Here is a 12,074-nt window from a genome sequence, read left to right as displayed (position 1 = left end):
CACGATGTCTTTTATGGCTGCTCCCGCCTCACCTCAGGTCGACGGTCCCTCGCGATACTGGGAGGACGTCCCCGGCGAATATGACCTGACGCTGACCGAGATCACCGGCACGATCCCGCAGGGATTGACGGGCACGCTCTACCGCAACGGATCGGGCCGCTGGAACATCGGCGCGTCACGGGTGGACAGCCTGTTCGACGCCGACGGCATGGTGGTCGCCTTCGCGATCGACGGTAACGGAGTGCGGTTCAAGAACCGCTTCGTCCGCACCGAGCACTATCTGACCACTACCGCGGCCGGCCGGATGGTGAAACGAGGATTCGCTCACCAGCGACCAGGAGGTATGCGGGCCAACGCATTTCGGCTCCCAGCCAATACCGCCAACACCAACGTGATGATCGGCCAGGACCGATTGCTCGCCCTGTGGGAGGGCGGTCGGCCGCATGGCATGGATCTCGACACACTCAACACCATCGGAATGTGCAGTCTCGACGGCGTGCTCAAGGGCCCGATCGGGGCCTACTCGGCGCACTACACCTACGATGCGACGACGGACTCCCGAGTCAACTTCGGGTTCGAGCCGTACTTCCCCCGCCTCGATCTGCGGCACATCCGCAGTGCGCCGAGCCGGGACGAGAAGATCAGGCGGCTGCGGGAACTCGCCGGTGAGGCTGTTCCCCGGGTCCGGCTGCGCCTGTACGAGGCCGACAGTAGCGGCGTCACCCGGTACCTACGTGCGGTGCCGCTGCCGGGCATGGGGCTTATCCATGACATGGCGCTGACCCCGCGTTACGCCGTCTTCATGCTTTCGCCGCTGCGGATCAACCCATGGGCCGCGCTGGGGCGGCAAACCTATTGGGATGCCATGCAGTTCAAGCAGGACGAGCCGTCATACTTCATCCTCGCCCCGCGCGACGGCGGCCGGGTCCGGACGATCGAAACCGATCCGTTCTACATGTGGCATTACGCCAACGCCTACGAGGACGGCGCCGACGTGGTGGTGGAACTACCCCGCTTCGCGCCCGAATCTTTTGGCGGAATGCACGCCTGGGGAGCCGACAGCCGCAGCGACATGTCCCGGCTGTACGAGGACGTTCCGGCCGAGCATGTACCGGATACCGTGCGGCTCACCCGCTTCCGCATCACACCGGACGCCCGGGTCCTGGTTGAACCGCTGGCCCAGATGGGCTGCGAATTCCCGCAGATCGATCAGCGCCGCTCGACTCAACCGCACTCGGTGACTTATGTGACCGTCCCCAATGACGGGGAGGGCGGCGGGGAGGGGATCGGCCGCTTCAACCACACCGACGGCAGCGTGCAGACCTACTGCCCGCCCGGCCACAAGCTCGTCGAGCCGATCTTCGTGCCGCGCCCGGACAGCACCGCCGAAGGCGATGGATGGGTGCTGACCGTGGGCTACGACGAGACGCAGCATCGCAGCCGCCTCATGGTGTTCGACGCCCCGCGGATCGATGCCGGACCGATCGCCGAGGCGTGGCTGCCGTTCCACCTGCCGATGAGCTACCACGGCGCATTCACCGATCGGGTTGCAGCACTCTGACCCGCACTCCGATCCAGTTGGGCGCCAACGTACATTCGGCCAGTCGGGTCGGCGCGGCGAGTGGGGTGGCTCACGCCGTGCCAGCCGTCGTGGATTGCGTTACAAAGCAGTAGTCAAACCGGCCGGTGACACCTACTGTGACCTCCGCCCGCCAAAGCGGATCCGTGACCGTGCGAAGTTTGCCGTCCGTGATACTTGGCGAGCCGCGTGCTGCACCGCGGCAAGAGCTTTGAGGCTATCCGTTTGCGAGTCCTTCTCTCGAAAGTCTGTTGTTGCGAACGATATCTGGCATTGCTCGGGCTGTCCGCATGCCTTGTCGTGGATGGAATTTGAACTGACCCTGCTCACTGAGCGGAGTCTGTGCAATTGCCATATCTTCTCTGTGACAAGAGTCCACTCCGTCTCGGGAGGCCCGCACGTATGGTCGTTCGCCCGCACATCTCCGTCGGCATTTCATTGGTGACCGTCGGCGCAATCGCTGCGGCACCGGCGATTTCGCCACCGTTGACACCGCACGACCAATGGGTGGTGGCCCAGGCGGGCCAGCGGATCTCGTCCGAAAATGTCGATCTCGTGGCCCTCAGCCAGCCCTTGGTGGTGGAGCCGGCAAGCCTGCTGCGGGGCGTGGCCCTGGTCGATCGGGTCTCCGGCGGCACCGCGCCGGTGGTGCCGTTGGCTGCGGTCCAGCCCGACGGCGGTGCAGCGGAGCAGACGGACCGGACCGCGCTGGTTGTCGACGAACCCGCCGATTTTTTCGGCGGCCTGCTCAACGCGTACCTCAACGGCGGCTCGTCCGCGGTAACCGCGTACGTCGCGCTCGCGGTCAGCGACCAGGTGTTCGGCCCGGACTCGGTGCCGTCGGTGTTGTTGGGTGCCTACGTCAAACAAGGCGTCATCGGGGTCGTGGGCGCGGTCGCGCTTCTGATCAGCGATGAGGTCAACGGTCCCGACTCGGAGCAGTCGCAGTCGATCGCCGATTTTCTCGATGGCGGCGTCAACAAGACCATCGGCAAGGCTCTCCTGGCCTTCAGCAACGAGAAGTTCGGTGAAGGATCGTTCGCATCCGGGCTCACCTCGTCGTTCTTCTTCGGGTATCCGGATGGCGAGGAAGGTGCGCCCACCGGACTTGGGGGAGTGACCCGCTTCGTCGTTGCGAGCCTGGTCGAGGCGATCAATGAATCGATCAACGGGCCGGCTGTGTCGACGACCGGTGCGGTGTCGCTGGTTTCGCAGAAGTCGACGGTGGCGCCGTCCGTCGAGGGAAGCACGGACAAGGTCGGGGTGTCCGTGACGAACTTGGTGGCCGACATCAAACCCGCCGCCGGCGCCGTAGAGCGCAAGACTGTCAGCGCGGCTGTCGAGGAGAACGCGCCCACTGAGGTTGCCGGCGCGACTCCTGAAGCCGCCTCGGCAATCGCAAAGGTGCCCGAGGCACTCGAGAAGACGCCGAAGGGCGAGGCGGAGTCAACGGAAGCCACCGGCGCCGAAGCCGAGGCTGCTCCCAAGTCGGCGGCAGAGGCTGAAACCAAGGCTGATCCCAAGCCGGAGGTCAAGGCCGAGGCCAAGACTGAAACGAAGGCCGAGACCAAGGCCGAAGTCAAGACTGACAGCAAGACTGAGGCCAAGGCGGAAACCAAGCCCGACGCCAAGGACACCACCACCGGGCCGAAGAAGGAATCGAGCTCGAGTGCTTCGACGAGCAAGAAGCACACCGCCACAGGCAGGAGCAACACGGAGTCCCGGTCGAATGACCGTAAGCCCTCTGCTTCTGATTCCGGGTCTGCTGATACGGATGGCAGTTCGAAGAAGGAATCCAAGAGCGATTCCTGAAAGCCGTTGAGCGTTCCCGGCGGCCGGCTGGGCAACGGAAGGTAACTAGTTGGGCGCCAACGCAATCTCGGTCAGGCGGGCCATCACCGGCGACAGCAGTTGCGCGTACTCGGCGGTGATGTGGTTGTCGTCGCGGAAAACCAGGGTGTTGCCGACGATCACCGGGCAGCGTTGGTCGGTGCAGAAGTACTGGTCCAGCCGCGCGTACTGCCCGCCGCCGGCCCGCACCGCCGCGGACTCGGCGGCAATTCCGGTGTCATTCATGGCGATCGACCGGTCGGGCGCGCAGGCCGAGGCGTCGTCCATGTGTGCCGACAAGCAGGTCGGCACCGTCGTATGCGGGTCGGGTACGGGGCCGAGCACCAGCACCCGCGCTCCGGTTCCACGCAACTGCGACACCAGTCGCGTCAACCCGTCCAGCCAGGTCGGGTCGTAGCTGACGAATCCGAAATCGGCACCGTAGCGGCGCACCATGTCCAGCACGATCAGAGCCGGGCGTTCCTTGGCCACCCGGGTCAGCACGTCGGCTCGCCACTGCTTGCATTCGGTGAACTCGCGGTCGAGGTAGGGGCTGAGGATCGGGAGCTCCATCGGCGGGCAGGTGACTTTCGCAAATGTATCCAGCCGCCAATGCTGTTGCTGTGCGACGGTTTCCAGGGCTGGAAGCCACATGCCCGCGTGCGAATCGCCGATCAGGGCGACTTTGGTGGCCGAGTTGGTGTCGCCGGACGCGCAGTCGGGTACAGCGACCGCGATCCAGGACAGGACACAACCGTTGACGAATGCCTCGGGTTTGGTGATGTTGCCCAGCGGCGGCGAAAGATTCGACGGCACCGCGCGCAGATCGGCCGAGGCGGCGACGGCCGCCTGTATCCGCTGTTCGGGCGTCAGCGTCGGAGCGGCCGCGCGGGATGGTCCGACCAGAGCGACCGGGACTGCGGCCTGCCCGGTTCCCGTCGGCACCGGACGCACTGCCAACAGCGCCAGCCCCGCACAGACGGCTACCCCGGTGGCTGTCGCGCCGACGGCCAGGCTGCGCCATGACGATCCTCGCAGCGCCGTGGCGAACCGGGCCGGGTTCTCGACCAGGTGCAGGGTCAGGATGGCCAGGCCCAGCGACATCACCATCATCGCCAGCCGGCCCGCCAATCCGAGACCGTGGCCGAACAGCGCGGGCGCCAACAGCAATACCGGCCAGTGCCACAGGTACCACGAGTACGACAACCGGCCGATGCCGCGCATCACCGGTTTCGACAGCAGCCGTCCCACCCCGAGATCAGGTATCGCACAACCCGCCCCGATCACCAGTGCGGTCCCCATCACCGGGAGCACCGCCGCGGACCCGGGGTAGGGAGTGGTCGTGCCGAGCTGGGTGCAGGTGGCCAGGATCAGTGCCAGACCACCCCAGCCGACCAGTGCCGCACAGACCGGCGGCAAGCTGCGCCAGTGCGCCGCCGTCAACGCGATCAGCCCACCGGCGGCCAGCTCCCAGGCGCGGGTCGGCAGGGAGAAGAACGCCCACGGCGGCATCGTCTGGGTCCAGGAAAGCGAGACCATCAGCGAGGCACCGGCCACCACCGCCAACACACACGCGTACGGGAGGGCGGAACGGGTGCCGCGGCCGCTACGAGTCAGCAGCCAGGCAGTGCCGAGGATCAGCGCCGGCCACAACAGATAGAACTGTTCCTCTACGCCCAGCGACCAGTAGTGCTGCAGCGGAGACGCCGCCGTCTCCGCCTGCAGATAGTCCGTGCCCTCCGCCGCGAAGCGGTAGTTCCCGACATACAGGGCACTGGCGATCGCGTCGGCCAGCACCGAGCGGGCCTGCAGCGGTGGGAGCAGGAGAGTGGCCGCTATCGATGTCGCGACCAGGACCAGTGCGGCGGCCGGGAGCAGTCGTCGGGCCCGCCCGGCATAGAACTGGGCCATCCGCACCGTCCCGGTGCCCGAGGCCTCGCGCCACAACATCCCGGTGATCAGGAATCCCGACACGACGAAGAACACGTCGACGCCGATGAATCCGCCGCCGAACCCGGGCACCCCGGCGTGAAACAGCACCACGGCGAGCACTGCAACCGCCCGCAACCCTTCGATATCGGGACGAAATTGCTTGTTCGACAGGGATTTTCGCCCGCTCGCGGGGCTTCCGCGGCGGGGCGTGGGCTCCGCGAAGGTCGTCGCTCTGTTCACTCGAGTAACGATCGTCGCACGACTGGCGCCGTTGGCTCCGGATTTGCGCCGGCTGTTGCTAGCCTCGTGCCGATGGGACGATCACGCATTGCGGCGCTGGCAGTGCTGTGCGGCCTGCTTTCGGGCTGTTGCGCCCCGACTCAACCCACGTCATCTCCAGCGGCGCCGCCGGTATCGGCGCCGGCATCACCGACGAAGTCTGCGGCAGCGGACGGCAGGTGCGACCTGAGCGGCCTTCCGCCTGAAGCGGACAAGACCGTGGAGCTCATCCAATCCGGTGGACCGTTTCCCTACCCGCGCAACGACGGCGTCGTCTTCGGAAACTACGAAGGCCGGTTGCCCAAGCATGAGCGCGGCTACTACCACGAGTACACGGTCCCGACGCCCGGCAACAAGAACCGGGGCAAGAGGCGCATCGTCACCGGCGGCGCGCCACAGAACGACCCGCCCGAGTACTACTACACCGGCGACCACTACGAATCCTTCTGCCTGATCGGAGGCATGTGAAGACGTATCGGATCGATGGGACCAAGGTGGCCTCCAAGGCGGACTTCTTCACCGAGATCGGCCGGGCGGTCAACGGCGACGGCGGCTACTTCGGCTCGAATCTGGACGCGCTGGCCGACTGCCTGCGCGGGGGCTTCGGCACTCCGGAGGACCGCAAGTTCCGGTTCGCCATGACGTCCTACCGGAACATCAAAAAGGCGCTCGGGCAAGACACCTGGAGCACCGTGCTGTCGATCTTCGCCGCCGAAGGCGTCGACCTGTGGCTCGAGAACTGACCGTGACGCGGCCCAGCAAATCTGGTGGGTAGCCGCTTACGCGCGTCCCACGGGGGCAACACCGCTTCTGCCGCGGGTTGGCAACCACGTTCGGCGGCAACGGTGTTGACCGTGGCCACGCAACCCATGGAAAGTGGTTACGCTGGCGTTCTGCGTGCCATTTGGCGCGGGGCATCAGGCAAGAACGGGCGGGAGCAACGCGCGAGTGACCGAAGAGCTGTCGACCGAGGCGACGTGGCTGATGGCCCGCACCGAGGGATCCGCACGCTTGTGGCAAACGCAAACCGCGGACATGGCCGCCGCTCTTCCGTACTTTCGAGCGACGATGACCCACTTTGTCGCACTCCACGGCGGCACGCTGTCGACGAGGCGACCTGCCTGCGATGGTTTCACAGCCACCTTCGATCGTGCGTCTGACGCGGTGTCCTGCGCGCTGTACCTGCAGTTGACGCCGTTGGATCCGTTTGATCTGTGTATCGGCGTGCACAGCGCACGCACCGGCACCAAGCGTTTGCGCGACATCGCCCACGGCGGGCAGACCTTGATCTCGGGCACGACGGCGACATCGGTGGCCGGTGATCTTCCCTCCGGCGCGACACTGAAATACCTTGGCCGCCAACGCATGGGAGACGCCGAGCCGCAGGAACGGCTTCTGCAGCTATGTCACTCGGGATTGCGTAAGTACCTGCAGCCCTTGCGGATGCCGAACGCTGTTCTCGCCGAAATCCTGATGAACTAGCCGGCCGCTCAGTTGAAGGCGAGCCAGCTGGGTAGGGCCCGCTCGCGTGAATCGCACAGCACCTGGCGGGTGTCACAGTTCCCGCGCGGGGATCCGGCGCCGCTCCACATGCCGCCGGAATCGCGGCGCAACACGATCGCCGACGAGCCGCCACCGTCGAGCAGCAATGCGTTGTCCGCGCCCAGGCCGCGGAACAGGTCCTGGATGTTGTCCGGCGTGTAGCTGCCGCCCTGGAACACGAACAGCTGATCTGCGGCCCGGTTGTAGCCGACGGCGGTACGCGCCGCGCTGGGGCCCGGGTCATTGAGCTGACCGGTGTCACCGGGGGCCAGCAGCCCGATTCCGGCCACCGCGACGAACCGGGCGTTCTGATCCAGCAGGCGCTGGATCACCGGGGAGGCCGAGTCGTAGTCGTCGGGCCCCTTCGGCATCACGACGTACGGTGCGCCGCCCATCGGAAGGATCATGGTGGCCAGCGCCGCCCAGCGCTCGTCGCCGCCGGACAGGCCCTGCTTGCCGGCATAGGCCAGGGTGCCGGTGACCGCGGTGTTGGCCCGGCCCTGCCCGCGGGTGTTGTCCACGTAGGCGCCCAACGGTGACGAGCACTTGGTGTCCCGCCACGAGCCGCCCTTCTGCCCGCGCACGTCGAAGAAGTTGGCATTGACCGCGATGGTCGGTTGCCCGAGGACCTGCCAGGCGGCAAGGGGCGCATAGGTTTCCGACGCCTGCCAGAGTCCTTCACTGGTACGTGCACCGGGGGTGCGCTCACACCGGGACTGATAGCCCTGATGGCTGTCGACCAGCAGGCGCGGGTTGAGCCGACTGGAGGCGTTCTTCATGGCCATCAGGTGGCCGCCGTTGTTCAGCGTGTAGGCGCGGCCGTCGGCGGACAGGAACGGCGCGGCGAACTGGCCGCCGAAGTTGTAGACGAGGTAGGCGCCCTTGGTGTTGGCGATCGCGCCGAGCAGCAGTGCCCGGGCGTCCTCGGCACGTGCGACGGGGGAGCCGGTGGTGGCTAGTGCCGCGCACACGGCAACGGCGGACGCAGTGGCGACCGCACGCTGGAGGAGTTTTGCCAGGCCTGGCACGAACTACACAATAACCACACAGGAAACTCTGTCAACATACGTAACAGCCTGGTCACGGCGGGGTCAAGGGGTGATCGCGCCTGGGTGATCGGAGTTTGCTGGTTCGGCAGCCTCGGGTTTGCGCATCGCGGCCGGTCGCAAATGTGCGGGCAGCGCCCGCAGACCCGCCGCACACAGTGCCGTCACGGCAATCGCACCCGCGGTGGTCGCCCACACCGGGGCCGCTGGGAACGCGCCCTCCAGCAGCATCGCGACACCGAAGATGACGAACAGCGCCGCGGCACCCAGCTGGATCACGCGCTCGGGCAGGTGCTTGCCGGCGATCGCCCCGACCACGATGGCCAGTGCGTCGGCGGCCACCATGCCGATGGTGGAACCGATCCAGACCCCCACCCAGTCGTTGTCGGCCGCCAGCGTGATGGTCGCGAGCATCGTCTTGTCGCCGAGTTCGGCGAGCAGGAAGGCCGAGGTGACCGTGAAGAACGCCGGGGCGGTCGAGCGCTGGGCCTTGGTCGCCTCATCGTCGGACAGCTTGTCGCCGCGCAGGGTCCACAACCCGAAGAACACGAACGCCACCCCGGCGAGGATGCCGAGCAGGTGCGTCGGCAGCGCGGCGCCGAGGTAGTGGCCGACCGCGACAGAGATCAGGTGAACTGCGGTGGTGGCCGCGGTGATGCCGATGAGCACCACCCACCAGCGGTAGCGCAGCGCAAAGGTCATGGCCATCAACTGCGACTTGTCGCCGAGTTCGGCGACGAAGATGACAGCGAAACTCAAGAGCAGAGCAGCAAGCACTCAACAACTCCTCGGTCGTTGGCTGCCGTTGGGGGCTGAATAGATGCCTCCGGCCGGCAACCCAAAATGCGGTCTACGGCCGAAGGTCTCGCCCACCGGTCAGTGACCGGTTCGGATAACCGGGCCGTTTCTGCATCGCTGCGCGGCCAGTATGTCGAATATCCGATTGGGGGCTACTCCCCTTCGCTGTCACCCACCATACGCACTCCGGACGGGACGATGCAAACCGTCCCGTCCGAAAGTGCTTATTCGACAATAAGTTTGGGGGTCAACACCGGAAAGTTCGGGTGCCCCAACAATGTTGGTTCAGGCACCCACATATTCGGCGAGGTGCTCACCGGTCAGCGTGGCACGCTCGGTGACCAGATCCGCCGGGGTGCCCTCGAAGACGACGCGCCCGCCGTCGTGCCCGGCGCCCGGACCCAGGTCGATGATCCAATCGGCATGCGCCATGACCGCCTGATGATGCTCGATCACGATCACCGACTTCCCCGAGTCCACCAGCCGGTCCAACAGTCCGAGCAACTGCTCGACGTCGGCGAGGTGTAGACCCGTGGTCGGCTCGTCGAGGATGTAGGTGTCACCTTTGTCCCCCATCTGCGCGGCCAGCTTGAGCCGTTGCCGCTCGCCACCGGACAGGGTGGTCAGCGGCTGCCCGAGCGTGAGGTAGCCCAGGCCCACGTCTGCCATCCGGGACAGGATCTTCTGTGCCGCAGGCACTTTGGCGTCGCCCTCGGAGAAGTACTGCTCCGCCTCGCTGACCGGCATGGCCAGGACCTCGGCGATGTCGCGTCCGCCGAGGGTGTACTGCAGCACCGAGGCGCCGAACCGCTTGCCCTCACATTCCTCGCAGGTGGTCTCGACGGTGGCCATCACGCCGAGGTCGGTATAGATCACCCCGGCGCCATTGCATGTCGGGCAGGCACCTTCGGAGTTCGAACTGAACAGCGCCGGTTTGACGCCGTTTGCCTTGGCGAAGGCCTTACGGATCGGGTCGAGCAGTCCGGTGTAGGTGGCCGGGTTGCTGCGACGCGAGCCCCGGATCGCGCTCTGATCGACCACCACGACGCCGTCGCGGCCGGCCACCGAGCCGTCGATCAACGAACTCTTGCCCGAACCCGCGACCCCGGTGATCACCACCAGCGCACCGAGCGGGATGTCGACGTCCACGTCCCGCAGGTTGTGAGTGTCGGCACCGCGGATCTGCAACGCGCCGTTGGCTTCCCGCACCTCGTTCTTCAGCGCCGCGCGGTATCCCAGGTGGCGTCCGGTGACGGTGTCGCCGGCCCGAAGATCCGCCACGCTGCCCTCGAAGACCACCTCGCCCCCGGCCGAGCCTGCGCCCGGTCCCAGGTCCACGACATGGTCGGCGATCGAGATCGTCTCCGGCTTGTGCTCGACGACCAGCACGGTGTTGCCCTTGTCCCGCAAGGCCAGCAGCAGGTTGTTCATCCGGGCGATGTCGTGCGGGTGCAGGCCGATGGTCGGCTCGTCGAACACGTAGGTGACGTCGGTGAGAGACGACCCCAGATGACGGATCATCTTGACGCGCTGGGCTTCTCCACCGGACAGGGTGCCCGCGGGGCGGTCCAGTGACAGATAGCCCAACCCGATCTCGACGAACGAATCCAGCGCGTGCTGCAACGCCGCCAGCAGTGGGGTCACGGACTTGTCCTTCACCGTGCCCAGCCAGGCGGCCAGGTCGGTGATCTGCATCGCGCACACCTCGGCGATGTTGACACCCTCGATCTTCACCGAGCGCGCGGTCTCCGACAGCCGGGTGCCGGCACATTCCGGGCAGGTGGTGAACGTGACCGCGCGCTCGACGAACGCCCGGATGTGCGGCTGCATCGCCTCGACGTCCTTGGCCAGGAACGACTTCTGGATCTGGGGGATCAGGCCGAGGTAGGTCAGGTTGACCCCGTCGACCTTGAGCTTGGTCGCCTCCTTGTGCAGCAGCGCATCGAGTTCCTTCTTGGTGAACTCGCTGATCGGCTTGTCCGGATCGAAGAATCCGCAGCCCCGGAAGATCCGGCCGTACCAGCCGTCCATGCTGAACCCGGGGATGGTCAACGCGCCCTCGTTCAGCGATTTGGTGTCGTCATACAGCGCGGTCAGGTCGATGTCGTTGACCGCGCCGCGACCCTCGCACCGCGGGCACATCCCGCCGACGATGTTGAAGTCACGCCGCTCCTTGACCGTGCGGCCACCCTTCTCCAGCGTCACCGCCCCCGCCCCGCTGATCGAGGCCACGTTGAACGAAAACGCTTGCGGCGAACCGATATGCGGAGTGCCCAGCCGGCTGAACAGGATGCGCAGCATCGCCCCGGTGTCGGTGGCGGTGCCGACCGTGGAGCGCGGGTCGGCGCCCATCCGCTGCTGGTCGACGATGATCGCGGTGGTCAGCCCGTCGAGAACGTCGACCTCGGGGCGGGCCAGGTTCGGCATGAAGCCCTGCACGAATGCGCTGTAGGTCTCGTTGATCAACCGCTGTGATTCGGCGGCGATCGTGTCGAACACCAGCGAGCTCTTGCCCGACCCCGAGACGCCGGTGAACACCGTCAACCGGCGCTTGGGCAACTCGATGTCGACGTCTTTGAGGTTGTTCTCGCGGGCACCGGTGACCCGGATCAGATCGTGACTGTCGGCGGGATGGGTCTCGGTGCTCATCGGTTAGGGCAACTCCTGGATACGGACCATGTTTCCGGCGGGATCGCGAAGCGCGCAGTCGCGCACACCGTATGGCTGCTCGGTGGGTTCCTGGACCACCTCTACGTCTCCGGCCTGCACCTTTTCAAAGGTGCCGTCGAGATCTTTGGTGGCGAGCAGGAGTGTTCCGAAAGTGCCCTTGGCCATCATCTCGGTGATGGTGCGACGCTCGTCGTCGGTGAGGCCGGGGGTGGCCGTCGGCGGGTACAGGACGATGGAGGTGTCGGGCTGGTTCGGCGGACCGACCGTGATCCAACGCATCTTGTCCTTGCCGACGTCGAGACGGACCTCGAAGCCGAGGACGTCGCGATAGAAGGCGAGGGATTCTTCCGGGTCGTCGAGCGGCAGCATGCTTGAGTGAATGGTGAGTTCCATGTTTT

The 12,074-nt window shown here is 66.2% G+C and carries 10 protein-coding genes; 5 read left to right on the top strand and 5 right to left on the bottom strand.

The window, feature by feature from the left end; translation table 11 throughout:
- Positions 1 to 13: 13 nt before the first annotated feature.
- Together ACWEFV_RS15740 and ACWEFV_RS15735 are read left to right on the top strand one after the other, a co-directional pair.
- Entirely contained in the window at positions 14 to 1,561 is a 1,548-nt protein-coding gene (locus ACWEFV_RS15740; RefSeq protein WP_450070834.1) for a carotenoid oxygenase family protein, read from the top strand.
- A gap of 420 nt (positions 1,562 to 1,981) precedes the next feature.
- Positions 1,982 to 3,391, top strand: coding sequence for a hypothetical protein (locus ACWEFV_RS15735; protein ID WP_450070833.1), 1,410 nt, complete (start codon positions 1,982 to 1,984; stop codon positions 3,389 to 3,391).
- A 45-nt stretch (positions 3,392 to 3,436) separates the two neighbouring features.
- On the opposite strand, the gene ACWEFV_RS15730 is transcribed toward ACWEFV_RS15735, so the two are convergent.
- Positions 3,437 to 5,581, bottom strand: a complete 2,145-nt coding sequence (locus ACWEFV_RS15730; protein WP_450070832.1) for an acyltransferase family protein — start codon at positions 5,579 to 5,581, stop codon at positions 3,437 to 3,439.
- Positions 5,582 to 5,653: 72 nt separating this feature from the next.
- Between ACWEFV_RS15730 and ACWEFV_RS15725 the strand changes: the two genes are divergently transcribed.
- From ACWEFV_RS15725 to ACWEFV_RS15715, 3 genes are all read left to right on the top strand, one after another.
- Entirely contained in the window at positions 5,654 to 6,088 is a 435-nt protein-coding gene (locus tag ACWEFV_RS15725; RefSeq protein ID WP_450070831.1) for a ribonuclease domain-containing protein, read from the top strand.
- The gene (locus tag ACWEFV_RS15720; RefSeq protein WP_135451462.1) at positions 6,085 to 6,363 is read left to right on the top strand and encodes a barstar family protein; all 279 of its coding nucleotides are present in this window, start codon (positions 6,085 to 6,087) and stop codon (positions 6,361 to 6,363) included. Before ACWEFV_RS15725 ends, ACWEFV_RS15720 begins: the two co-directional genes overlap by 4 nt.
- Positions 6,364 to 6,568: 205 nt before the next feature.
- A complete protein-coding gene (locus ACWEFV_RS15715) occupies positions 6,569 to 7,102 on the top strand; it encodes a LuxR family transcriptional regulator (protein ID WP_450070830.1) in 534 nt (177 codons plus the stop codon).
- Between the two features lie 8 nt (positions 7,103 to 7,110).
- Here the strand turns inward: ACWEFV_RS15715 and ACWEFV_RS15710 are convergent, their stop codons facing one another.
- The 4 genes from ACWEFV_RS15710 to ACWEFV_RS15695 all read right to left on the bottom strand — a co-directional run bounded on the left by ACWEFV_RS15710 (position 7,111) and on the right by ACWEFV_RS15695 (position 12,069).
- The gene (locus ACWEFV_RS15710; RefSeq protein WP_135451464.1) at positions 7,111 to 8,190 is read right to left on the bottom strand and encodes a phosphodiester glycosidase family protein; all 1,080 of its coding nucleotides are present in this window, start codon (positions 8,188 to 8,190) and stop codon (positions 7,111 to 7,113) included.
- A gap of 63 nt (positions 8,191 to 8,253) precedes the next feature.
- Positions 8,254 to 8,985 (bottom strand): TMEM165/GDT1 family protein, encoded by a 732-nt coding sequence (locus tag ACWEFV_RS15705; protein WP_135451465.1) that lies wholly within the window; start codon positions 8,983 to 8,985, stop codon positions 8,254 to 8,256.
- Between the two features lie 306 nt (positions 8,986 to 9,291).
- Complete coding sequence (locus tag ACWEFV_RS15700; RefSeq protein WP_450070829.1) at positions 9,292 to 11,655, bottom strand: ATP-binding cassette domain-containing protein; 2,364 nt, start codon at positions 11,653 to 11,655, stop codon at positions 9,292 to 9,294.
- A gap of 3 nt (positions 11,656 to 11,658) precedes the next feature.
- Positions 11,659 to 12,069, bottom strand: coding sequence for a VOC family protein (locus ACWEFV_RS15695; protein ID WP_450070828.1), 411 nt, complete (start codon positions 12,067 to 12,069; stop codon positions 11,659 to 11,661).
- Between the last annotated feature and the right edge of the window lie 5 nt (positions 12,070 to 12,074).

The sequence above is a fragment of the Mycobacterium sp. NPDC004974 genome (genome assembly GCF_053600815.1).
The sequence above is the reverse complement of the archived record's forward strand: the minus strand, read 5'-3'. Positions and strand labels throughout refer to the sequence as shown.

What these genes read in the sequence shown, in the direction of transcription:
- ACWEFV_RS15740 (WP_450070834.1), top strand. Translation starts at nt 14, where the DNA reads ATGGCTGCTCCCGCCTCACCTCAGGTCGACGGTCCCTCGCGATACTGG.
- ACWEFV_RS15735 (WP_450070833.1), top strand. Translation starts at nt 1,982, where the DNA reads ATGGTCGTTCGCCCGCACATCTCCGTCGGCATTTCATTGGTGACCGTC.
- ACWEFV_RS15725 (WP_450070831.1), top strand. Translation starts at nt 5,654, where the DNA reads ATGGGACGATCACGCATTGCGGCGCTGGCAGTGCTGTGCGGCCTGCTT.
- ACWEFV_RS15700 (WP_450070829.1), bottom strand. Translation starts at nt 11,655, where the DNA reads ATGAGCACCGAGACCCATCCCGCCGACAGTCACGATCTGATCCGGGTC.
- ACWEFV_RS15695 (WP_450070828.1), bottom strand. Translation starts at nt 12,069, where the DNA reads ATGGAACTCACCATTCACTCAAGCATGCTGCCGCTCGACGACCCGGAA.